This window comes from Tsukamurella sp. II2bb, assembly GCF_057815145.1.
In genome coordinates, this window is record NZ_JBYPZI010000012.1 from 71,183 (window position 1) to 92,660 (window position 21,478).

19 protein-coding genes are annotated in these 21,478 nt (G+C 71.3%); 14 read left to right on the forward strand and 5 right to left on the reverse strand.

Going from position 1 to position 21,478, the window contains the following annotated elements; translation table 11 throughout:
- The first annotated feature begins 24 nt into the window (after positions 1–24).
- The 7 genes from AC21LY_RS22005 to AC21LY_RS22035 all read left to right on the forward strand — a co-directional run bounded on the left by AC21LY_RS22005 (position 25) and on the right by AC21LY_RS22035 (position 7,414).
- Positions 25–2,190, forward strand: a complete 2,166-nt coding sequence (locus AC21LY_RS22005) for an MMPL family transporter (RefSeq protein WP_489048708.1) — start codon at positions 25–27, stop codon at positions 2,188–2,190.
- 4 nt (positions 2,191–2,194) lie between these two features.
- Complete coding sequence (locus tag AC21LY_RS22010; protein WP_489048709.1) at positions 2,195–2,890, forward strand: TetR/AcrR family transcriptional regulator; 696 nt, start codon at positions 2,195–2,197, stop codon at positions 2,888–2,890.
- A gap of 63 nt (positions 2,891–2,953) precedes the next feature.
- Positions 2,954–3,949 carry a methionine ABC transporter ATP-binding protein gene (locus AC21LY_RS22015; protein ID WP_489048710.1) on the forward strand — a complete coding sequence of 332 codons (996 nt, stop codon included), beginning with the start codon at positions 2,954–2,956 and terminating at the stop codon, positions 3,947–3,949.
- Positions 3,946–4,656, forward strand: coding sequence for a methionine ABC transporter permease (locus AC21LY_RS22020; RefSeq protein ID WP_489048711.1), 711 nt, complete (start codon positions 3,946–3,948; stop codon positions 4,654–4,656). The genes AC21LY_RS22015 and AC21LY_RS22020 overlap by 4 nt, the downstream gene beginning before the upstream one ends.
- Positions 4,653–5,573: a MetQ/NlpA family ABC transporter substrate-binding protein gene (locus AC21LY_RS22025; RefSeq protein ID WP_489048712.1), complete on the forward strand. Its 921-nt coding sequence runs from the start codon at positions 4,653–4,655 to the stop codon at positions 5,571–5,573. Before AC21LY_RS22020 ends, AC21LY_RS22025 begins: the two co-directional genes overlap by 4 nt.
- A gap of 151 nt (positions 5,574–5,724) precedes the next feature.
- A complete protein-coding gene (locus tag AC21LY_RS22030; RefSeq protein WP_489048713.1) occupies positions 5,725–6,597 on the forward strand; it encodes a hypothetical protein in 873 nt (290 codons plus the stop codon).
- Between the two features lie 4 nt (positions 6,598–6,601).
- Positions 6,602–7,414: a DUF1266 domain-containing protein gene (locus tag AC21LY_RS22035; RefSeq protein ID WP_489048714.1), complete on the forward strand. Its 813-nt coding sequence runs from the start codon at positions 6,602–6,604 to the stop codon at positions 7,412–7,414.
- 16 nt (positions 7,415–7,430) lie between these two features.
- Here AC21LY_RS22035 and AC21LY_RS22040 read toward each other — a convergent pair whose 3' ends face one another.
- From AC21LY_RS22040 to AC21LY_RS22050, 3 genes are read right to left on the reverse strand one after another with little or no spacing between them, the layout of a single operon-like run.
- Positions 7,431–8,078: a hypothetical protein gene (locus AC21LY_RS22040; RefSeq protein WP_489048715.1), complete on the reverse strand. Its 648-nt coding sequence runs from the start codon at positions 8,076–8,078 to the stop codon at positions 7,431–7,433.
- A 2-nt stretch (positions 8,079–8,080) separates the two neighbouring features.
- A complete protein-coding gene (locus tag AC21LY_RS22045; protein WP_489048716.1) occupies positions 8,081–10,054 on the reverse strand; it encodes an acyl-CoA dehydrogenase family protein in 1,974 nt (657 codons plus the stop codon).
- A gap of 51 nt (positions 10,055–10,105) precedes the next feature.
- A complete protein-coding gene (locus tag AC21LY_RS22050) occupies positions 10,106–10,744 on the reverse strand; it encodes a pyridoxamine 5'-phosphate oxidase family protein (protein ID WP_489048717.1) in 639 nt (212 codons plus the stop codon).
- A gap of 78 nt (positions 10,745–10,822) precedes the next feature.
- Between AC21LY_RS22050 and AC21LY_RS22055 the strand changes: the two genes are divergently transcribed.
- Positions 10,823–12,205 carry an aminotransferase-like domain-containing protein gene (locus AC21LY_RS22055; RefSeq protein ID WP_489048718.1) on the forward strand — a complete coding sequence of 461 codons (1,383 nt, stop codon included), beginning with the start codon at positions 10,823–10,825 and terminating at the stop codon, positions 12,203–12,205.
- Here AC21LY_RS22055 and AC21LY_RS22060 read toward each other — a convergent pair.
- Both AC21LY_RS22060 and AC21LY_RS22065 read right to left on the reverse strand, forming a co-directional pair.
- Complete coding sequence (locus tag AC21LY_RS22060) at positions 12,183–13,676, reverse strand: carboxylesterase/lipase family protein (protein WP_489048719.1); 1,494 nt, start codon at positions 13,674–13,676, stop codon at positions 12,183–12,185. The two genes, AC21LY_RS22055 and AC21LY_RS22060, sit on opposite strands and share 23 nt — an antisense overlap.
- Positions 13,673–15,124, reverse strand: a complete 1,452-nt coding sequence (locus tag AC21LY_RS22065) for a WS/DGAT/MGAT family O-acyltransferase (protein WP_489048720.1) — start codon at positions 15,122–15,124, stop codon at positions 13,673–13,675. Before AC21LY_RS22065 ends, AC21LY_RS22060 begins: the two co-directional genes overlap by 4 nt.
- Before the next feature lie 390 nt (positions 15,125–15,514).
- Here AC21LY_RS22065 and hemL point away from each other — a divergent pair, with 390 nt between their 5' ends.
- From hemL to ccsB, 6 genes are read left to right on the forward strand one after another with little or no spacing between them, the layout of a single operon-like run.
- Positions 15,515–16,840, forward strand: coding sequence for a glutamate-1-semialdehyde 2,1-aminomutase (hemL, locus tag AC21LY_RS22070; protein WP_489048721.1), 1,326 nt, complete (start codon positions 15,515–15,517; stop codon positions 16,838–16,840).
- 19 nt (positions 16,841–16,859) lie between these two features.
- Positions 16,860–17,489, forward strand: coding sequence for a histidine phosphatase family protein (locus AC21LY_RS22075; RefSeq protein ID WP_489048722.1), 630 nt, complete (start codon positions 16,860–16,862; stop codon positions 17,487–17,489).
- On the forward strand, positions 17,486–18,076 hold the full coding sequence (locus AC21LY_RS22080) for a TlpA family protein disulfide reductase (RefSeq protein ID WP_489048723.1): 591 nt from the start codon (positions 17,486–17,488) through the stop codon (positions 18,074–18,076). The genes AC21LY_RS22075 and AC21LY_RS22080 overlap by 4 nt, the downstream gene beginning before the upstream one ends.
- Positions 18,076–18,861 (forward strand): cytochrome c biogenesis CcdA family protein, encoded by a 786-nt coding sequence (locus AC21LY_RS22085; protein WP_489048724.1) that lies wholly within the window; start codon positions 18,076–18,078, stop codon positions 18,859–18,861. The genes AC21LY_RS22080 and AC21LY_RS22085 overlap by 1 nt, the downstream gene beginning before the upstream one ends.
- Complete coding sequence (resB, locus tag AC21LY_RS22090; RefSeq protein WP_489048725.1) at positions 18,861–20,468, forward strand: cytochrome c biogenesis protein ResB; 1,608 nt, start codon at positions 18,861–18,863, stop codon at positions 20,466–20,468. Before AC21LY_RS22085 ends, resB begins: the two co-directional genes overlap by 1 nt.
- A complete protein-coding gene (gene ccsB / locus AC21LY_RS22095; protein WP_489048726.1) occupies positions 20,468–21,463 on the forward strand; it encodes a c-type cytochrome biogenesis protein CcsB in 996 nt (331 codons plus the stop codon). Before resB ends, ccsB begins: the two co-directional genes overlap by 1 nt.
- The last annotated feature ends 15 nt before the right edge of the window (positions 21,464–21,478 follow it).

Sequence of the window (21,478 nt, forward strand, 5' to 3'; positions counted from 1 at the left end):
AACACAAGTGGAAGGAGCCGGACGATGATCGACGCACTCACCCGCCTCGTCGCGCGCCGCGCGAAGGCGGTCCTGCTGCTGGCCGTGATCCTGCTGGCCGGGCTGGGCCTCGCGGGCGCCGGGGTCGCGGACAAGCTGCAGGCCGGCGGCTACGTCGACCCGCAGGCCGAGGCCATGCAGACCTACGACCGCATGGCCGACGACTTCCACCGCGGCGGCCTGCCGCTGGTCCTCGCCGTCTCGGTCCCCGAGGGGCAGGAGGCCGCTGCGGGCGCGTACGGCCGCGGCCTGGTCGACCGGCTGAAGGCCGACGGCCGCGTCGAGAGCGTGGTCGACGGCTTCAGCACCCCCACCCCCATGCTGGTCAGCGAGGACAAGCGCACCGCGCTCATCGTCGCCGCGATCGCCGGCGGCGAGTCGCGGGCCCCGCTCAACGCGAAGGACATCGTCGCGGGCCTGCCGGAGCCGCCCGCCCCGGTCACGGTGGCCGCGGGCGGCCAGGCCTACAGCTACTCGCAGATCAACGAGCAGTCCTCGCGCGACCTCCTGATCGCCGAGGCGGTCGCCATCCCGATCACCTTCCTCGTGCTCGTCTGGGTCTTCGGCGGCCTCGTGGCGGCCGCGATCCCCGTGCTCGTCGGCGTCGCCGCGATCATCGCGACCACCGGCATTCTGCGCGCCTTCACCGCCTTCACCGACGTCTCGATCTTCGCGCTCAACCTCACCACCGCCATGGGCCTGGCGCTCGCGATCGACTACACGCTGCTCATCCTCAGCCGCTACCGCGAGGAGGTCGCGGGCGGGTCCGCACGGCCGGAGGCGTTGCGCCGGACCATGAACACCGCCGGCCGCACGGTCCTCTTCTCCGCGGTCATCGTCGGTCTCTCGTTGGCGGCGATGGCGATCTTCCCGATGTACTTCCTGCGCTCCTTCGCCTACGCGGGTGTGGCCGTGGTCGTCTTCGCCGCCCTCGCGTCGCTGATCCTCACGCCCGCGGTGCTCACCGTGCTCGGTGGTCGGGTGGACGCCCTGAAGATCGGCCGCCGCCGGCCCGAGCCCGCCCCGCAGGAGAGCCTGTTCTACCGGTTCACCCGCGTCGTGCTGCGCCGCGCCGTACCCATCGGGGTCGCGCTGATCGCGCTCCTGCTCGTGCTCGGCAGCCCGTTCCTGAGCATCCATTTCGGCTTCCCGGACGACCGGGTGCTGCCGACCACCGCCAGCTCCCACCAGGTCGGCGACACCATCCGGTCGGACTTCGCCGAGGACGCGGCGGGGCAGGTGAGCGTCGTCCTCACCGACCGGGTCGACGACGGTGCGGTGGCCGACTACGCCGGCCGGCTCTCGTCCGTCGCCGACACCGGTGCGGTGGTCGCGCCCACAGGGACCTACCTCGACGGCCGGCGGGTGGCCGACGGTGACCCGACCGCCCGCGCAGCGAACGGGACTGCGCTGCTGCTGGTCTCGTCAAAGCTCGACCCGCTCTCGCAGGCCGCCTCCGACCAGCTCGACCGGCTGCACGAGGTGCGGGCGCCCGCGCCCGCGACCTTCGGCGGGTCCGCGCAACTGAACCGCGACTCGGTGCAGTCCATTCTGGACACCCTCCCGACCGTGCTCGTCGTCATCGCGGTGACCACGTTCATCCTGCTCTTCCTGCTCACCGGAAGCCTGGTCCTGCCGCTGAAGGCGCTGGTGATGAACGTGATCTCGTTGTCGGCCGTCTTCGGCGCACTGGTCGCGATCTTCCAGTGGGGCTGGCTCGGCGGGCTCGACACGACGGTGACCGGCGCGATCATCGCGAACATGCCGGTCCTCATGTTCTGCATCGCCTTCGGCCTGTCCATGGACTACGAGGTCTTCCTGCTCTCCCGGATCAAGGAGTTCTGGGACCACTCGGAGGTCAAGGACCACGCCGCCAACGACGAGGCCGTCGCGATGGGCATCGCCCGCACCGGCCGGGTGGTGACCGCCGCGGCGCTGCTCATGGCGATCGTCTTCGCCGCCATCGGTTTCGCCGGCGTCTCCTTCATGAAGATGTTCGGCGTGGGCATGATGATCGCGGTGCTCCTGGACGCCACCCTCATCCGGATGCTGCTGGTGCCCGCGTTCATGCGGGTGGCGGGCGTCTGGAACTGGTGGGCGCCCGCGCCGTTGCAGCGCCTGTACCGCCGGGTCGGTCTGCGAGAATCGTAGGACCATGACTCAGGAGAAGCGGCGGCGCAACAAGCGCGGCGACGGTGAACGCCTCGCCGACGACATCCTCGACGCCGCGACGGCCCTGCTGATCGAGACCGGCAGCGCCGAGGCGGTGTCGATCCGCGCCGTCGCGCAGCGGGTGGGGGTCACGCCACCGTCGATCTACCTGCACTACGCCGACAAGGGCGCGCTCCTCGGCGCGGTCGTGGCGCGCTACCTCGCCGGCCTCGACGACGCCCTGCGCACGGCGGAGGAAGGCGCCGCGACCCCGCTCGACGCGGCCCGCGCGCAGGGCCTCGAGTTCGTCCGCTTCGCCGTGGCGAACCCGGAGCAGTACCGGCTCGCGGTGATGGAGCCGTCGGAGGCCGCCTCGGACGTCGACGAGGTGCTGAACAACGCCGCCTTCAGCCACCTGGAGTCGACGGTGCGCCGCCTCCAGGACGTGGGCTACTACCCGCCCGGGGACCCGCGGCCCATCGCGCTGAAGATGCTGACGATCGTGCACGGCGTGGCCTCCCTCATGGTCGCGAAACCCTTCCTGCCGTGGGGCGATCCGACCGAGTACGCCGACAGCGTGATCAGCGGCGCCTGCCTCGGGATCGCCCTCACCGCGTGGATGGACGAGGTGCCCGACGGTGCCGAGGCCCTCGACCTCGTCCGGCGGCTGCACGGCGGGGAGCCGCTCGGATCAGGCTGACCGCAACCGTTCTGCCGCGGCCCGTCGTGCCGCACTGTTGTCCTCACATCCCGAGGAGGACAGATGATCGAGGTGCAGGGCCTCACCAAGACCTACGGCGCCGGTCCCGGTGCGGCGCACGTGCTGCGGGACGTGGGCTTCACGGTGGCGGCGGGCGAGATCTTCGCCGTCGTCGGACCCAGCGGCGCGGGTAAATCGACACTCGCGCAGTGCCTGAACCTGCTCGAACGACCGACCAGCGGCACCGTCGTGATCGGCGGACAGGACCTCACGGCGCTGCCGGAGGGGCAATTGCGGGCGGCCCGCCGCCGGATCGGCACCGTCTTCCAGTCCTCGAGCCTGCTGCGCCGGCGCACGGCCGCGGAGAACGTGGCCCTGCCGCTCGAGTACCTGGGCGTGACGAAGGCACAGACGCGGGCGCGGGTGGCGGAGCTGCTCGACCGGGTCGGCCTGGCGGACAAGGCCGGTCACTACCCGCATCAGCTCTCCGGCGGCCAGCGGCAGCGCGTCGGCATCGCCCGCGCACTGGCGCTGCGCCCCAAGGTCCTCCTCTCCGACGAGGCCACGTCGGGTCTCGACCCGGACGCCACCGCGCAGTACCTCGACCTGCTGCGGGACGTCCGCGACGAGCTGGGCCTCGCCGTGGTGCTCATCACCCACGAGATGGACACCATCGTCCGCGTCGCGGACAGCGCGGCCCGGCTCGACCACGGCGTCCTCGCCGAACAGGGCGTGCTCGTCGATCTGCTGACCGATCCCGGATCGGTGCTCGGACAGGCACTCCGGTCCGCCGGGCCGGCGGCGGCGGCACCGTCGGGCCAGACGACGGTGCGCCTGACCTACGACACGCGCGTCCCCGCCGACTGGCTCAGCCGGGTCACGCTCGAGACCGGTGCCGCCGTCGCGCTGCTGTCCGCGTCCGTCCAGGCGGTCGGTGGCGTCACGGTCGGGACGGTCACCGTCGGGATCGACGACGGTGACCTGCCCCGCGTCCTGGGCGTCGCGCGTGCACTGGGGCTGCGGCCCGACGCCACGGAGCGCGAGGCGGTGGCGGCATGACCTACCTGGCCTCGGGGATCACGGTTCCCCTGGGTGAGATTCCCGATCTGGTGCTGCCCGCGCTGCGCGACACGGTGATCATGGTCGGCCTCGTCATGGTGATCGTGCTCGTCGTGGGGGTGCCGCTGGGTGCTCTGGTGCACAATCTCGCGCCGGGTGGGCTCCTCGCGAGACCCGCCTTGCATCGACCTCTCACCTGGGTGATCAGCGTCGGTCGCTCGCTGCCCTTCCTCGTGCTCATGACGGCGATCATCCCGTTCACCCGGCTCCTCACCGGGACGAACATCGGGATCGCCGCCGCGGTGGTGCCGATGTCCATCGCGGGCATCGCCTTCTTCGCCCGGATCGTCGAGAACAGCCTGCGGGCGCTGCCGCCCGAGGTGGTGACCGTTGCGAAGGCATCCGGCGGGTCCACCGCCCAGATCATCTGGGGCGCACAGATCCCCGAGGCGCTGCCGGGCATCGTCGGCGGCCTGACCATCAACACCATCGCCATGATCGAGTACTCCACGATCGCCGGGACCATCGGCGCCGGTGGGCTCGGTTACGTCGCCGTCACCTACGGCTATCAGCGCTTCGACCACGGCGTCATGATCGCCACGATCGCCGTCCTCATCGTCGTCGTCACCGCGATCCAGCTCGCCGGCGACGCCCTGGTGCGGCACCTCACTCCCGAACAGACCGTTCTCCGAAAGGCTCTCGCATGAGCGATATCGACACTCCTACGCCCGACGCACCTCCCACCGGCGACGACCACGGCTTCACCACCCGCGGCTCGCGCCGTCCGCTCGTCATCGGGGCGGTGATCCTCGCCGTCCTCGTGATCGGTGGCTTGATCGGCTGGCGCGCCTTCGGCGGCTCGGATACCAAGACCGCCAATGAGACCGCGGGTGCGACGCTGCTGGTCGCCACCACCGAGGGCAACGCCGCCGAACAGGCACTGATCGAGTTCGTGGCGAAGGACGTCGCCCCGAAGCACGGCATCAAGGTCGCCTTCAAGGGCCTCGCGGACTCCACCACGATCAACCGCGCCGTCAGCGAGGGTGAGGTGGCCGCCACCGTCTACCAGCACAAGCTGTGGCTCGGGCAAGTGCTGCAGGCGAATCCGGACTTCCGCGAGGAGGCCGCGACGCCCGTCTTCCGGTGGGGCTTCGGCCTGTTCTCCGACAAGTACACCGATCCGAAGCAGCTGCCGCAGAACGCCAAGGTCTCGCTGTACTCCGATCCGGCGAACGAGGCCCAGGGCCTGTGGTTCCTCGAGCGGGCCGGTCTGATCACGCTCAAGCCGGGCGTGAACAAGTGGCAGGCCACGGTCAAGGACATCGCGACCAACCCGAAGAACCTGCAGTTCACGCTGCTCGACTTCGCCGCCCAGACCCGCGCCCTGCCGGATCTCGATGCGGCTGTAGGTTATACCGAGTACTACCTCGCCGCGGGCGTCCCGATCTCGAAGGAGATCTTCGCCCCGCCCGCGCCCGACGAGTTCGCGGGCCAGCTGACCATCGGCACGCGGTGGAAGGACACCGAGAACATCAAGAACCTGGTCGCGGCGTTCAAGGATCCCGCGGTGCAGGAGTTCCTGCGCACCGATCCGCGGGTGAAGAACATCCTGCTGCCGCTGTAGCACCGCACTGGAGTCGGCGTGACGACGCCCACGGAGCGCAATCGAAGTCGTTCCGTTGGTTGGTAATCCGCTCTGTGGGTTGTCGTTGTCCCCGTGTTCGCCCCTCGGTCAAGGCGTTTCGTGTAGCGTCCGAAGAGCCTAGGGGGTGATCATGGACGGTCGGTCATCGGTCGTCGCGGCGCTGGTGCCCATCGCGTGCTTCGTCGCACTGGGAATCACGTTCGTGCCCTTGGCTCGTCGCGTCTCGTTCGGGCCGCAGATGCGCTACGAGAGCATTCGTGGACTCCGGATCGGGCTGGGGGTCTTCCTCGTGGTCGCGCTCGCGTGCGGGGCGTTGCTGAGCCGGTGGTGGTCCCACTACAGCACGGCGGCCGGACTGATCGCACTTGTCGTCGCCGTCTCGGCGGCGATGCTGATCCCGGCGATCCGCGTGCCCAACGGTGCCGAGACGGGGCTGCGGCGTTGGGGCGGGCCGGTGCTGGTGGCCGGGCTCGCACTCCTCGCCGGTTGGGGTTCGCTCGCCGTCGTGCACCACGAGCTGCAGGCCATCGAGGCGTACGGCACGCGCAACGAATACGACCAGCTGGTGTTCACCACCGGCAGCGGCAGTAGGACCGTCAGTATGGCGATTTCCGCCGACTGCGTCGTGGCCGCAGTGCTGTTGGCGGTCCTGGCGATCGTCAGCGCGATCGTCGTCACTGGCACCGCCGGAACCTGGCGCCGCCACCACGGCCACCTGCTCCATCTCGTCGTCCTGGCGGGATCGACGGCGGTGATCCTGATCGGCACGCCGGCGCAGGACGGCCACGAGGCCGCGCTCGCGGCGCAGAAGGTCGGTTCGATGGCGACGTCGGGCCCGGGCCGACCGCTGTACGACGGCCTCGCCGATCACGCGGAGAACCTCGAGTACCTCGCGCAGCTGTCGACGTTCGGGCCCATCGGTTTGCTGCTCGCCGTGATCCTCGGCTGGTCCCGCGGCGCCGATGCGCGCACCCCGGCCGCACAGGTGGGCCCGCTAGGGTGAGATCATGACCGAACGACCCGAGGTGACCCTCTGGCCCAACGGTGACCGGAAGTCGGACTTCCATTGGACCGGCACGGAGGTCGACGAGGATCGCCTGCGCGCGCTCGCGCTCGGCGGCTACCAGCTACGCGGTTGCCGGCGCCCGGTGGACGCGCTGCGGTGGGAGTGCACCGTGCACGACGGGCCGCCGCCCCCGGAGTACGCCGCGGCGGAACTGCGCAAGAGCTGGGGCATCGAGGACGCACCGGAGCTGCGCCGCACCGTCGGGAAGCTGCTGGACGGCATGCACTCCGGCCTGTACGAGACGGTCTTCCCGCTGGCGGCGAAGCTCGGCGTCGCGAAGCGCGACGGCAAGCCGATGGACTCGCCGCTCACGATCGAGGACCACCGGCGGTTCCTCTCCGTGCGTTCATCGGTGATCGGCCAGGATCCGCGGGTCGTGCTGAGCGCGCACGAGGCGATCTATCGGTTGATCGCGATGCGCCTGCTCACCAGGCTGACGGAGCCCGACCTGCCCCGGCACGTGCGGGCCTGGGACCTCGCCCGCATCCCCGGTGTGGTGCGGTGCGGGTACACCGCGGGTTACATCGACGAGGCCGAGGCCTGGCAGCTGCTCGCCGCCGCGCTCCGCAGGGCGCAGGCGGAGTATCGCGGCTGGGAGACCTTCGCCGACGGGCTGCTGACCGGGCGGGCGTTCTGGCTGGCGATGGACGATGTCACCGAGGTCGCGTCCGAGGACGCGAAGGTCGCGGCGGAGGTGCACTTCCTCCTGGAGGCCGACACCGGGCCGTGGCGCCGAGTGACCCTGCAGCCGTAGCGCGACGGACCGGCCGTCAGTGGGCGGCTCCGGGCGGCGCCGCGCCGAACACCCCGGCGATCAGGGTGGGCACCTCGGCCTCGGGAACGGTGCCGGCCTCGATCCGCGCCCGCAGCTCCGTGTACCGCTCGACCTCCTGCGCGATGCCCTGGCCCCGAACCGGTTCCGGCGACGGTGCCACGGCGTACCGGCCGTAGGTACGGGCACCGTCGACCGTCTGGAAGAAGCGGTGGAAGGAGACCCTGCTCCGGAGCCACACGTGGTAGCGCCCCGTGCGATCGACCAGGTTGGCGCGCACGTGGCCGGGGTCGTTCGTCTCTCCCTCCTCGATCCGGATGAACACGGACAGGGGGAGTTCCAGAACACGGGGCGTGGGCTTGGGTGTCGCGTAGAGCAGCCGCCGGTCGGTGACCAGCAGCGGCTGCCAGCCCTCGGCGTTGTCGCGCCAGACCTCGAAGGCGCCGAGGACGAGCTCGTCCGCGCGGACGGTGTCGATCAGCCATCGGTCGGCATCGGGCAGATCCTCGAGCTGCCGGAACCAGTACATGGCGGCCTTGATATCGGGGCGGTTCCGGCTCGGGGGGCCGTAGTCGGGGCGCGCTGCGGCGGGCCGGCTCAGCGTGATGTGCTCGGGGTCGGCATCGGACGGTCGCGGCTCGGTCATGGTTACCGGACGGCGACGCTGTTGGCCGGATCCAGCATCGGCACGTCCAGCGCGACGGCGGGGATGCCGAAGGCGTCGACCAGCGATTCGGCGATCGGGCGCGCCTTGCCGCACAGCTCGTTGACACCGCGGCGGATGGCCTTGGCGCGCTCGACCGAGACGTGGCGGTGCATCAGGTACCAGCCCAGGTCGCGTTCGAGCAGCGAGTAGACGTACAGGTTGCGCATGAGCTTGAGCGCGTCGCGGGTCGGGCGGTCGGTGACGTCGGTGATCACGTCGACGAAGGCCTCGAGCACGATCCGCTCGATGTGCGCCTCGCCCACCTTGACCAGGTGGTCCTGGGTCTCGGTGAAGACCTCGAGCGGGTCGGCGTCCTCGTCCTTCGCGCGCCGCATCCGTGCCGCGGCGGTGCGCAGCAGGTGATCCTCGCGGTTCCGGAGCAGCCGCAGCTGCGTGCCCGGGTGGGTGAGGTCGCTCTCCTCGGTGTCCTCGTTCGAGTCGTCGAGCAGCGTCTGCACCACCTGACGCGCGGCGGTCTTCTCCAGCACCACGTCGCGGGCCATCTCGGCGACGAAGCGCACCCAGCCCACCGCGTCGAGGCCCTGCACGTCGGCGGCGTAGGCGGTCAGCTGCTCCTTGGCGACCAGCTGCGTGAGCACGAGGTTGTCGCCCTCGAAGGTGGTGAAGACGTCGATGTCGCCGCGCAGCAGCGGAAGCCGGTTCTCCGAGAGGTAGCCGGCGCCGCCGCAGGCCTCGCGGGCCGCGCTGATCGCGTCGGAGGCGAGACGGGTGTGCCCGGCCTTGATCGCGGCGGCCTTGCCCTCGATCTCGCGGGCGTAGTCGGGATCGACGGCGTCGGGATCGCCGGTCTGCAGCTCGTGCAGCTCGGCCGTGAGCTCGTTCTGGGCGATCGCGAACGCGTAGGCGCGAGCCACGAGCGGCAGCAGGCGGCGCTGGTGCGTGCGGTAGTCCAGCAGGAGCAGCTCGTTCTCGCCGCCCGGGGCGTCGAACTGCCGGCGCACCAGTGCGTACTTGGTGGCCAGGGTGATGCCGAGGCGGCCGGCCGCGCCCGCCGCGGCGCCGACGGTGACCCGGCCGCGGATCAGTGTGCCCAGCATCGTGAAGAACCGCTTGTTGTCGGAATCGATGGGGCTGGAATAGGTTCCGTCCTCCGCGACCTCCGCGTAGCGGTTCAGCAGCTCGCGCCGGGGGATCCGCACGTGATCGAAGACGATGCGGCCGTTGTCCACGCCGGGCAGGCCGCCCTTGTAACCGCAGTCGGAGGTGGTGACGCCGGGCAGGTCGTCGCCGTTCTCGTCCCGGATCGGCACGACGAAGCAGTGCACACCGCGGGCCGTGGGCTCCTCGCCCGGGCCGCCGGTGATGAGCTGGGCGAAGACCGCGGCCCAGCGCGCGTGCGCGCCGGCGCCGCCGATGTAGTCCTTGCGGGCGCTCGACGTGGGGGAGTGGATCTCGAACTCACCGGTCTCCGGCAGGTACGTGGCCGTGGTCTCCAGTTCCTGCACGTTGGAGCCGTGGCCCGTCTCCGTCATCGCGAAACAGCCGAGCACGTCCAGGTCGATGAGGCCGCGCACGTAGGTCTCGTGGTGGTACTCGGTGCCCAGGTTCTCCACCGCTCCGCCGAACAGTCCCCACTGGACGCCCGCCTTGACCATCAGCGAGAGATCGCCGTAGCCGAGGGTCTCGATCGCCGTGACCGCGGCGCCCACGTCACCCGTACCGCCGTGTTCGGCCTTGAAGCCGTCGGCGGGGAAGCCGAGCGGCACCATGGCCTTCATCTGCTCGAGCATCAGCTCGCGGTACTCGTCCAGGCTCAGCCCGGCCTTCGGCACCACCGCGCCGTCCTGGATCTGCTCGCGGACCACGTCCCGCGTGGCGGCCCAGCGTCCGTCGAGAATGGCGCGCAGCGCTGCGGTCAGTTCGGGCGACGATGCCTGCGAGGTCGGAGCACTCATGGCCTCAACCGTACCCAGCACGGGCGATTCCTGCCGGTTCCGTTGCGGGAATCACGAGCACGACGCGCAGGGAGCCTCCGCTCCGCTCGCGCGGAGCACCGCGAGCACCGAATCGGGCACCGGCAGGTCCCGGCCCGGCGTGGGCTCCACGCGGGCGTAGCCCTTGCGTAGCGGCAGTACACCCGACCAGCCGCCCTCGCTCGTCGCGGCTCCGCCGGTGCGGGACTTGACGATCCAGTTGTCGTCGGTGATCGTCAGCGTGAGGACGGCCGTCGCGGCGAGCTCCTTGCGGGTGTTCGCGCGCAGTTCCGTGCTCCGCCCCGGTAGCAGCGCGTCGAGGAAGCCGTCGAGTAGTTCCTCGGCGTCGGTGCCGCCGCCGTCCAGGACGCCGCGGAGCACGGCCGACCGGTAGTTCATCGAATGGTCGAAGGCGGTGTCGGCCACGACGAGGCCGTCGACGTGGGTCACCGTCAGCGTGACCGGCGCGCCGGCGGCGACGTGCCGCAGCGCGCCGGCACCCGTCGAGCCGTGCAGCACGATCCGCTCTCCGACGCGCGCGTAGGCGATCGGGATCGACCAGGGGAGGCCGTCGGCCACCGTCGACAGCACGGCGACCACGCCCTCGTCGAGGATCTCGTCGAGCAGGCGCCGGTCTCCGCCGCGCTCGGGGTATCGGGTGAGCTTGTCCATGCAGACCATTCTCGGATCGATACCGGAGTATCGGAAGATCCAGAACGTGCGCGATCTGAGAACCACTATTCTGGCGAGGTGCCCCGCCCGCCCGCTCACCTCCCCGACTTCTGGGCCGCGCTCGCGCCCGCGGACGCGTCCCTGTCGAGCTCCGGCATCGTCGACGCCGTCCTCGCGGGGCTCGACCGCGGCGCCCTGCACCCCGGGGACCGGCTCCCCTCCACCCGCGCGCTCGCCGCCGGACTGGGCATCGCGCGCAGCACCGTGGTCACCGCCTACGACACCCTGGCGGCGATGGGGGCGACGATTCCCGTGCCCGGCAGCGGAACCCGGATCGCCGACGGCACGGACCGCCTCGCCCGTGCGATGCTCGCGACGTCCGTGCCGTCGCGGCGGGAGGAGCCACCGTCGGACACCGGCGCCGTGGGCCTGGAACCCGGCGTTCCCGATGTGCACCTCATCGACCAGCGGCGGTGGCGCCGCTCCTGGCGGCACGCCACGGCGCTCCCGCCCGCGGCGTCCGCGGCGCCGAACATCGCAGCGCTGCAGGAGGAACTGGCCGTGCACCTGCGCCGCCGGCGCGCCGTCCGGGCCGCGCCGGACGACCTGCGCCTGTTCCCCGGCGTCAACCCGGCGCTGGCCGCGATCGCCACCTGGTTCGACGCGCCCGTCGCGGTCGAGACACCGGGCTACCGGCGAGCCTTCGACGCCTTCCGCGCCACCGGGAACGAGCTCATCGGCGTGCCCGTGGACCACGAGGGGATGGTCGTCGCCGGGCTGCCGCACCGGCGGTGCCTCGTCTACGTCACACCCGCGCACCAGTATCCGACGGGCGTGCGGATGTCGATGCAGCGCAGGCTCGACCTGGTCGACTGGGCTCGCGCCACAGGCGGCCTCGTCATCGAGGACGATTACGACGGCGAGTTCTCCTTCGACGTGGCGCCGCTGCCCGCGCTGCAGACCCTCGCCCCCGACCACGTCGTCTACCTCGGTACCGCGTCGAAGGCGCTCAGCCCGCAGCTCCGGATCGCCTGGGCCGCAGTGCCCGAGGCCGCGCGCAGCGTCCCGAACGCCGGGCACGGATCGAGTACCGGGGTCGACGGTGCCGCAGCCGCGATGCTCGCCCACTTCCTGGGAACCGGCGCGTGGGATGCGCACGTCGCCCGGGCGGCACGCACCTACGGCGCGCGCCGCACCGCGGTCCGGAGGGCGCTGAGCCGGCACCTGCCGGCGGCGACGGTGCTCGGCGCCGACGCCGGGCTGCACCTGACCGTCGACCTCGGCTCCGCCGCCGCGCTGCGCTGCGCGGTCGAGAACCTGGCACGCAACGGCTTTCGGGTCGCGACCGTCGCCGAATACGCGCTGACCGAGGGCGACGTCGCCGACACCGCGCTGCTGCTCTCCTACGCCCGGCTGCCCGAGACCCGCGCCGACGCGGTCATCCGGCTGCTGCGGACGTGAACTCCTCCCAGGCCCTGCGGATCTCGGGGGAGGGGTCGTAGACGATGCGGTTGCTGTCGTCGATCACCAGCGTGGCGCGGGAGGTGCCGTTGTAGGTCGGCCATTCGCTCGCGGGACGGCCGGTGCGCGCGAACGTGATCCAGTCGCGCTGCATCCCGTCCGAGACGCGCATGGCCACTCGGCGGTCCCCGAGGGCGCCGAGGACCCACCCCGTCCTGCCGTGGTACACGCCGAAGACCGCCATCAGCTCGGAGGCGTGCGTCGCGCCGTAGCCCAGCAGGTCCAGCGTTTTCGGGGCGAAGTCGTAGCGGTAGAAGTACGTGGGCGCGTGCCTGCTGTGCGCGTGCGCGATCCGCAGCGACGGGGCCCAGAACATGTAGTCGCCGATGATCCGGTTCAGCGCACCGGTGTCGGGGAAGCCGGGGTACTGCTCGGCGAGCGGCGCGAACCGCTCCGGCGTCGCGCCGAGGGTGTGCGCGGCCCGCTCCGCCGAGGGCTTGCCCATGCCCGGCATCTTCGTGAACAGCGTGGCCTCGGCGCGGTTCGTGCCGATGATGAGCGGTACCTGTGCGCCCCGTCCGGCCGCGATCGCGACCTCCGGGTCCTCCGGGAGGTAGTCACCGTCGACCGTGGGGCCGTACGGGACCACCCCGAGCTGCTCCCGGTTCAGCTCGCCCATGAGGCGGTTCCCGGCGCGGCCCAGGTCTTCCGAAGTGGCCGCGTCGATCTGCTCCGGCCCGCCGAGGATCTCCACGAAGCGCTTGCCCCAGCCCCGCGCGGTGACCGCGTCGACGGTGAGGCCGGGGGCCGAGCTCTGCGCGATGGCGCGGTGGAACAGCCCGCGCGCCGCGGGCGTCGCGAGGAGCGTCGTGACGGCGTTGCCGCCCGCGCTCTCGCCGAAGACGGTGACATTGCCCGGGTCGCCGCCGAAGACGGAGATGTTGCGCTGCACCCACTCCAGCGCGGCGACCTGATCGCGCAGGCCCAGGTTGCCGTCGATCGGCCGTTCGTCCGTGGAGAAGTCCGTCAGGTCGAGGTATCCCAGGGCGCCCAGCCGGTAGTTGATCGAGACGAAGACGACGTCGCCGCGCTCGACCAGCGAGGTGCCGTAGTACAGGGGCGTCGCCGAGCTGCCCATGAGGTAGGCGCCGCCGTGGATGAACACCATCACCGGGCGCGGCGCTGCCGCCGGTCCCGCCGGAGCGGTCACGTTGAGGGTGAGGGAGTCCTCGCTGGTCGGTTGGTACTCGCGGAAACCGACCAGCGTGTACTTCTTGTTCTGCGGCGAGGCCGCGCTGAACTCCGTCGCCGTGCGGGCCCCGGCCCAGGGCTCCACGGGTTGCGGCGCCCGGTAGCGCAGCGGGCCGACGGGCGGCTGCGCGTAGGGGATCCCGCGGAAGGCGTGCACCGTTCCCTGATCGCGGCCGACGATCTCGCCGCTGTCGATCCGCACCCGGGGGCCGTCGGTCATGACTGTTCGCTCTCCTCGTCCACCGCCGCGACCAGCGCCGCGATATCGCGCTCGAAGGCGCGCACGATCGGCCACGGGTCCGGCACCTGCTTCTTGCAGGCGATCACACCGATGTTCAGTGTGCCCTCCTGCGAGAAGACGGTCACGTTGAGGCCCGCGCCGTGGAAGACCGGCCCCAGCGGGTACATCGCGTGGATCCGCGCGCCCAGGAAGTACAGCGGGAAATCGGGGCCCGGGACGTTGGAGATCACCAGGTTGTAGATCACCGGGTGCAGCTCGGGCAGGTTCCTGTCGCCGTAGATCCGGGCGCCCGCCTGCATGATCGCCGCGGGTGCGAACTGCGCCCACGAGCGCAGCAGGTTGTCGTCGAGTTCGCCGTGGTGCTCCTTGCTCGTCGCCACGCGCTCCCGGATCGCCTCCAGGCGTTCGACGGGGCCGTCGACGTCGGTGGTCATCCGGGTGAACATGCCCGTGACCTTGTTCGAGCCCTCGACCAGCGTCGCGCCGATCTCCGCCTCGTGCACGGAGACCGGGATCATCGCGACCAGCGGCTGTTCGGGGAGCTCACCGCGGTCGTGCAGGAACTCGCGCATCGCGCCGGAGCAGGCCGCCAGCACCACGTCGTTGACCTTGACGCCGAAGTGGTCCTTGATCCTCTTGACGTCCGCCAGCGGTACCGAGGCGAAGGCGATCGAACGGTGCCCGGTGATCGAGCTGTTCAGCGAGGTCCGGGGAGCGCTGAACGGGGCCGGCATCGCCGCGCCGCGCCGCGCGCGGGCCCACCACCGGACGGGCACGGGCAGCGTGCGCGGCAGCAGCGAGACCAGCGACAGCGGCCGGAGCAGGAGGTTCTTCGCACCGTCGGCGGCGAGCGCGAGCAGCGGCGCCCCGCCCGTGGACCTGCCGACCATCGCGGGGTCCAGCGCCGGCGGTTCGGGGGTGAGCGAGCACAGCTGCGCCATCAAGCCGGCGCCGGTCACGCCGTCGACGCCGGCGTGGTGCATGCGCATCATGACCGCGATCCGCCCGGTGGACGCCGGGAGCGGAGCGAGCGGGTCCGGTTTCGCTGCCAGCCCCTCGATGACCCACATCTCCCACAGCGGCTTGCTGCGGTCCAGGGCCTGCCCGGCGATGTGCGCGCACAGCTCCGCGAGCTCCTGCTCGCCGCCCGGCGCGGGCACCGCGATGCGGTGCACGTGCGCCTCGATGTCGAAGGACTCGTCCTCCACCCACACCGGGTGGTCCAGGTTGACCACGGAGTCGTGCAGCTTGCGGCGGAAGGCGGGCATGGCCGTGATCCGCCGCGCCAGCTCGCCCCGCAGGTCCTCGAAGCGGTAGCCGCCTTCGACGGTGCCGGGGTCCAGCTCGAGGATGCCGCTCACGTGCATCAGCTGGGACCGGGACTCGAGGTACAGGAAGGAGGCGTCCAGCCCGCTGAGTCGTTCCATGGCCGTAGCTCCTACCCGTGCGCGATGTGGCCCCAGGGTGGAACCTGTTCCACTATAGAGGGTGATTCGGGCTGCTCGGTGCGGGATATGAGCCGTGTGGTCGCAGTGTCGACGGGTGGTGCTGGAGCCCGTCGCGCGCCGCTCAGGTCGCTGAGGTCCACGAGGCGAGAAGCGCGGCGCTCGCGCGGTAATCGACACGCCCCTCGCGATGGCATGCGCGGGGCGCATGGCTCGGGCCTCCGAATCCGCCTGTGAACTGCATGTCTCCGGGCCATGCGCGTCGCGCATGGCCCGGGAGAAGGAACGCGACTTCTCCGCGCCGGCCCGGTTCGGGTAGTTCTCCTACACCCTGTAGTTGACGATTTGCCTCCGTGAGGGACACTGGAGGTCGTGAGTTCCTCCCTTGCCCTCGGTACCGACAGTGCGGCTCCGGCCAGCGCGGCCCTCTTCGAGCGCGCCGCCCGCTCCATCCCCGGCGGGGTGAACTCTCCGGTCCGTGCCTTCTCGGCCGTGGGCGGCACGCCCCGGTTCATCGTCAGCGCCGCGGGCTCGCAACTCGTCGACGCCGACGGCAAGACCTACGTCGACCTCGTCTCCAGCTGGGGCCCCATGATCCTCGGCCACGCGCACCCCGCCGTGGTCGAGGCCGTGCAGCGCGCCGCCACCACCGGCCTGAGCTTCGGCGCCCCCACCGAGGCCGAGGTCGCGCTCGCCGAGGAGATCATCGCCCGCGTCGCGCCCGTCGAGCGCGTCCGCCTGGTCAACTCCGGCACCGAGGCCACCATGAGCGCCGTGCGCCTGGCCCGCGGCGTCACCGGCCGGACCAAGATCGTCAAGTTCGCCGGCTGCTACCACGGCCACGTCGACGCCCTGCTCGCCGACGCCGGCTCGGGCGTCGCCACCCTGGGCCTGCCCACGAGCCCCGGCGTGACGGGCGCGCAGGCGGCCGACACCGTCGTCCTGCCGTACAACGACCTCGACGCCGTCCGCGAGGCCTTCGCGCAGTACCCGGGGCAGATCGCGGCCGTCATCACCGAGGCCGCCGCCGGGAACATGGGCGCCGTCCCGCCGCTCCCCGGGTTCAACGAGGGCCTGCGCGAGATCACCAGGGCCGACGGTGCCCTCCTCATCCTCGACGAGGTCATGACCGGCTTCCGGGTCAGCAAGGCCGGCTGGTACGGCCTCGATCCCGTCGACGCCGACCTGTTCACCTTCGGCAAGGTCATGTCCGGCGGGCTGCCCGCCGCGGCCTTCGGCGGCTCGGCCGAGGTCATGGGGCATCTCGCCCCGCTCGGCCCCGTCTACCAGGCCGGAACCCTCTCCGGGAACCCCGTCGCCGTGGCCGCGGGCCTCGCGACGCTGCGCAGCGCGACCGACGAGGTCTACGCCAAGCTCAACGCCAACTCGATCCGCCTCGGCGGGCTGATCGGCGACGCGCTCACCGCGGAGGGCGTGCGGCACCACGTCCAGTACGCGGGCAACCTCGTCTCGGTCTTCTTCGCCGACGGGGCCGTCACGGATTACGCGCAGGCCAAGGCCGCCGAGACCTTCCGCTTCGCACCCTTCTTCCACGCCCTGCTCGAGCAGGGGATCTACCCGCCGCCCAGCGCCTTCGAGGCGTGGTTCGTCTCCGCCGCGCTGAGCGACGACGATTTCGCAGCCATCGAGGCGGCCCTTCCCGCCGCCGCCCGCGCGGCCGCCGCGGCGACGCGGTAGCCGGTCACGAGGAGAAACGATGACCCAGACGATCGTGCACGTGATGCGGCACGGCGAGGTGCACAACCCCGACGGGATCCTCTACGGCCGCCTGCCCGGGTTCCGGCTGTCGGACACGGGCCGGGCCCAGGCGCAGACGGTGGCCGACGCGCTCGCCGATCACGACATCACCGCCGTCTTCGCCTCGCCGCTGCAGCGCGCCCAGGAGACCGCGACGCCGATCGCCGCCGCCCACGGGCTGTCGATCATCACCGACGAGGAACTGATCGAGGCGGGCAATCAGTTCGAGGGACTCAAGGTGGCCGTCGGCGACGGCGCCCTGCGCCAGCCCAAGCACTGGCCCAAGCTCCGCGACCCGTTCACCCCCTCGTGGGGCGAGCCCTACCTGCAGATCGCGCACCGCATGGTCGGCGTCGTCGACATCGCCCGCGAGCGGGCGCGCGGCCACGAGGCGGTGCTGGTGAGCCACCAGCTCCCCGTCGTGACGCTGCGCCGGTACCTCGAGGGCAAGCGGCTCTGGCACGACCCGCGCAACCGCCAGTGCTCCCTGGCCTCGCTGACCAGCCTCGTCTACGACGGCGACGACCTCGTCGAGATCGTCTACTCCGAGCCGGCGGGCGCCACCGACCCGCTGGTGCGCGGCGCGTGAGGATCGCGCGTCGCGCGGCCGCGCTCCTCGTCGTGGGCGCCGTCGCGTTCGGCGCCTCCGCCTGCGTCCAGCTCTCCGACCAGTCCGCCAAGGGCGGCGTCATCGCCCCCGGCGGCAAGGTCCGGCAGTTCTACGAGCCCGGGCAGCGCAGCACCGTCGAGAACCTGTCCGGGCGCAGCGTGACCGACCCGAACACCACGATCAAGCTCTCCGATTACGCCGGCAAGGTCGTCGTCATCAACGTCTGGGGCAGCTGGTGCGCGCCGTGCCGCCTCGAGTCCCCGGAGCTCGAACGCACCTTCCTCGCCACCCAGGCCCGGGGCGTGCAGTTCCTCGGCATCAACGTGCGCGAGACCGCCGGCGACGACGCCGCGCGGGACTTCATCGGCTCGCAGGGGCTGACCTACCCGTCGATCTACGATCCGCCCGGGAAGACCCTGCTCGCGATCGGTGAGCAGTACCCGACCACCGTCGTGCCGATGACCTTCGTGCTCGACCGGCAGCACCGCGTGGCCGCCTCCTACCTCACCACCGTCGGCGAGAAGGAACTGACCGCGACGATCGACAAGGTCCTGGGGGAGGGCTGATGGGAGAGGCCTTCGCCGCCGCGGCCGTCTCGGGTCCGCTGCTACTCGCGCTCGGCGCGTGCCTGCTCGCGGGACTCGTCTCGTTCGCCTCGCCGTGCATCGTGCCGCTCGTCCCCGGCTACCTGTCGTACCTCGCCGGGCTCGTCGGCGCCGAGGCGCCCGCCGCCACCGTCGACGAGGCCCGCGCGGGCGCACGCGCCGGACGGTGGCGCGTGATGGGCGCGGCGATGCTCTTCGTCGCCGGCTTCACCGCCGTCTTCCTGCTGATGACGATGTCGGTCTTCGGGCTCGCCACGTCGATCCGGCTGAACTCCGACGTGCTGATGCGGATCGGCGGCGTGATCACCATCGTCATGGGCCTCGCCTTCATCGGCCTGGTCCCGATACTCGAGCGCGACGTCCGGTTCGCGCCGCGGCAGTGGACCACCCTCGCGGGCGCGCCGCTGCTCGGCGGCGTCTTCGCCCTCGGCTGGACGCCGTGCATCGGGCCGACGCTCGCCGGGATCCTGTCGATCGTCGTCGGCACCGACGCGGAGCCGGCGCGCGGCGCCGTCCTCATCGTCGCCTACTGCGCCGGGCTGGGGCTGCCCTTCATCGTCCTGGCCCTCGGGTCGACGGTGGCCGTCCGCGCCGTCGGGTGGCTGCGCCGCAACTCGCGGCGCATCCAGATCGCCGGCGGCGTACTGATGATCGCGGTCGGCCTCGCGCTGGTCACCGGCTACTGGGCCGAGTTCATCGACCTGGTGCGCCGCCTGTTCGTCTCCGACACGGTGATGCCGATCTGATGACCACTCCGGTGAAACAGTCCCTCCCGCGTCGCGCGATCGCCGCCGTCCGCAACGCCTGGCGCTCGCTGACGTCGATGAAGACCGCGCTCGTGCTGCTCTTCCTGCTCGCCGTCGCGGCCATGCCCGGCGCTCTGCTGCCGCAGCGGGACGTGGACTCCGCCGCGACCGCCACGTGGATCGCCGACCACGGCACGCTCGGCGAGTTCATGGACAAGCTGCAGCTCTTCGGCGTCTTCAAGTCGGTGTGGTTCACCGCCGTCTACGCGCTGCTCTTCGTCTCGCTCGTCGGCTGCATCGTGCCGCGCGTCTTCGAGCACCTGCGGGCACTGCGCACCCCGCCCGTCGCGACGCCGCGCAACCTCTCCCGCCTGCCCCGGCACACCGTCCGCGAGTCCGCCGAGGAACCGGACGCCGCCGCGCGGACCGCTCTCGGGGCGCTCCGCGGCTGGCGCAGGATCAGCCGGGTGGAAACGGCCGCCGAGGCCGGTACTGATGGCGCCGCCACCGTCACCGTCTCCGCCGAGAAGGGCTACCTGCGCGAGGCCGGGAACCTGGTCTTCCACATCTCCCTACTGGGCATCCTCGTCGCGATCGGCGTCGGCCAGCAGTTCTCCTACGAGGGCTCCCGGATCGTGATCGCCGGCGACGAGGGCTTCTGCAACTCGTCGTCGAACTACGACAACTTCCGCGCGGGCAACCTCGTCGACGGGACCGGGCTCGCGCCCTTCTGCCTCAAGGCCGACGAGGTGCAGGCCACCTTCCTGCCGAACAAGCAGCCGGACATGTTCCGCACCCTGGCCTCCTACCAGGACCGCGACGGACTGCGCGACGGAACCTGGAAGAAGTACGACATCGAGGTGAACCAGCCGCTCCGGATGGAGGGCGTGCGCGTCTACATGCTCGGCCACGGCTACGCCGGCACCTTCTCGGTGACCTACCCCAACGGTGCGGTCCGTACGCAGACCATGCAGTTCGCGCCGCAGGACAAGGTCAACTTCCTGTCCTCGGGCGCGCTGCGCTTCGACCCGCCGGCGGACCTGTACCGCACCGAGGACGAGCGCCGTACCAAGCAGATCGGGATCGAGGGGCTGCTCGCGCCCACCAAGCAGCTCGACGGGACGCTGCTCACCTCGCGGTTCCCCGCCCCGAACGATCCGGCCGTGGCGGTCGACATCTACCAGGGCGACACCGGCCTCGACACCGGCAAGCCGCAGAACATCTTCTCGCTCAGCCGCGATCAGATCGACGCGAAGCGGCTGGAGAAGAAGGCGCGGGTGAACCTCACCGTCGGGCAGTCCACGACCCTCGAGGACGGCACGCGGGTGCGCTTCGACGGGGTGACGAACTTCGCGGCCCTGCAGGTCAGCCACAACCCGGCGCAGAACTGGACGCTGATCTTCGCGATCGGCATGCTCGGCGGGCTCATCGTCTCGCTCACCGTCAAGCGGCGGCGGGTGTTCGTGCGGCTGACCCCGCGGGACGGCGGCGGTACCGTGATGGAGATCGCCGGATTGGCCCGCACCGATCAGGCGGGGTGGAACGAGGACTTCGAAGCACTGGCCGACCGCCTCGTGGGCGGAAACCGGGAGAAAGTGACACGGTAATGGAACCCACGATCAACACCACCCTCGCCGGGTACGCCGAGACGATGTTCCTCAGCGCCACCGCGATCTACGCCGTCGCGCTCGTCCTCCTGGTGGTGGAACTCGCCACCACCCGGGTGAGCGCGACCGCGGCCCGGGATCGCACGCGGGAGCTCGTCGCCGCCGGTGGCGCGCCGATCGCCACCGACTCGGCGCCCGGCGTCATCCTCGACGACGGCCCGCGGATCTCGCGCTCCGAGCGGATCGGCCGGATGGGCTACGCGGTGGTGATCGCGGGCCTGCTGCTGCACGTCGCGTCGATCGTCTCCCGCGGCATCGCCACCGGACGCATGCCCTGGGGCAACATGTACGAGTTCGTCACGATCACCTGCGCGGGCGCGGTGCTCGCCGCCGTCGTGATGCTGCGCAAGTCCGAGACCCGGCCGATCCTCGTCTTCGTGCTGGTCCCGGTGCTGATGCTGATGTTCGTGGCCGAGAGCGTGCTGTACACCACCGCCGGGCCCGTGGTGCCGGCGCTGAAGTCGTACTGGCTCGCGATCCACGTCTCGATCGTCTCGATCGGCTCGGGCATCTTCCTGGTCTCCGGCGTGGCGTCGCTGCTGTACCTGGTTCGGCGCCGCTTCGAGCTGCCGGACGGGAGCGTGGCGGCACCGTCGGGCTTCGGGGGCCGGCTGGTGGAGGCCCTGCCGTCCGCGCAGGTCCTCGACCGCGTGGCCTACGGGACGGTGATCGTCGCGTTCCCGTTGTTCAGTGCGGGGGTCATCTGCGGCGCGATCTGGGCGGAGGCGGCGTGGGGCCGGCCGTGGGGCTGGGACCCCAAGGAGACGGTGTCGTTCGTGTCCTGGGTGATCTACGCGGCGTACCTGCACGCGCGGGCGACCGCCGTCTGGCGCAAGGCCGCGCCCTATCTGAACCTGCTGGGCTTCGCGACGATGGTCTTCAATCTGTTCTTCATCAACTACGTGGTGAGCGGACTGCACTCCTACGCGGGCTGAGCCTGCGCAGGAGCG

What these genes read in the sequence shown, in the direction of transcription:
- AC21LY_RS22085 (WP_489048724.1), top strand. Translation starts at nt 18,076, where the DNA reads ATGGGAGAGGCCTTCGCCGCCGCGGCCGTCTCGGGTCCGCTGCTACTC.
- AC21LY_RS22015 (WP_489048710.1), top strand. Translation starts at nt 2,954, where the DNA reads ATGATCGAGGTGCAGGGCCTCACCAAGACCTACGGCGCCGGTCCCGGT.
- resB (WP_489048725.1), top strand. Translation starts at nt 18,861, where the DNA reads ATGACCACTCCGGTGAAACAGTCCCTCCCGCGTCGCGCGATCGCCGCC.
- AC21LY_RS22025 (WP_489048712.1), top strand. Translation starts at nt 4,653, where the DNA reads ATGAGCGATATCGACACTCCTACGCCCGACGCACCTCCCACCGGCGAC.
- AC21LY_RS22060 (WP_489048719.1), bottom strand. Translation starts at nt 13,676, where the DNA reads ATGACCGACGGCCCCCGGGTGCGGATCGACAGCGGCGAGATCGTCGGC.
- AC21LY_RS22030 (WP_489048713.1), top strand. Translation starts at nt 5,725, where the DNA reads ATGGACGGTCGGTCATCGGTCGTCGCGGCGCTGGTGCCCATCGCGTGC.
- AC21LY_RS22010 (WP_489048709.1), top strand. Translation starts at nt 2,195, where the DNA reads ATGACTCAGGAGAAGCGGCGGCGCAACAAGCGCGGCGACGGTGAACGC.
- AC21LY_RS22065 (WP_489048720.1), bottom strand. Translation starts at nt 15,124, where the DNA reads ATGGAACGACTCAGCGGGCTGGACGCCTCCTTCCTGTACCTCGAGTCC.
- ccsB (WP_489048726.1), top strand. Translation starts at nt 20,468, where the DNA reads ATGGAACCCACGATCAACACCACCCTCGCCGGGTACGCCGAGACGATG.
- AC21LY_RS22035 (WP_489048714.1), top strand. Translation starts at nt 6,602, where the DNA reads ATGACCGAACGACCCGAGGTGACCCTCTGGCCCAACGGTGACCGGAAG.
- AC21LY_RS22040 (WP_489048715.1), bottom strand. Translation starts at nt 8,078, where the DNA reads ATGACCGAGCCGCGACCGTCCGATGCCGACCCCGAGCACATCACGCTG.
- AC21LY_RS22020 (WP_489048711.1), top strand. Translation starts at nt 3,946, where the DNA reads ATGACCTACCTGGCCTCGGGGATCACGGTTCCCCTGGGTGAGATTCCC.
- AC21LY_RS22050 (WP_489048717.1), bottom strand. Translation starts at nt 10,744, where the DNA reads ATGGACAAGCTCACCCGATACCCCGAGCGCGGCGGAGACCGGCGCCTG.
- AC21LY_RS22045 (WP_489048716.1), bottom strand. Translation starts at nt 10,054, where the DNA reads ATGAGTGCTCCGACCTCGCAGGCATCGTCGCCCGAACTGACCGCAGCG.
- AC21LY_RS22005 (WP_489048708.1), top strand. Translation starts at nt 25, where the DNA reads ATGATCGACGCACTCACCCGCCTCGTCGCGCGCCGCGCGAAGGCGGTC.
- AC21LY_RS22075 (WP_489048722.1), top strand. Translation starts at nt 16,860, where the DNA reads ATGACCCAGACGATCGTGCACGTGATGCGGCACGGCGAGGTGCACAAC.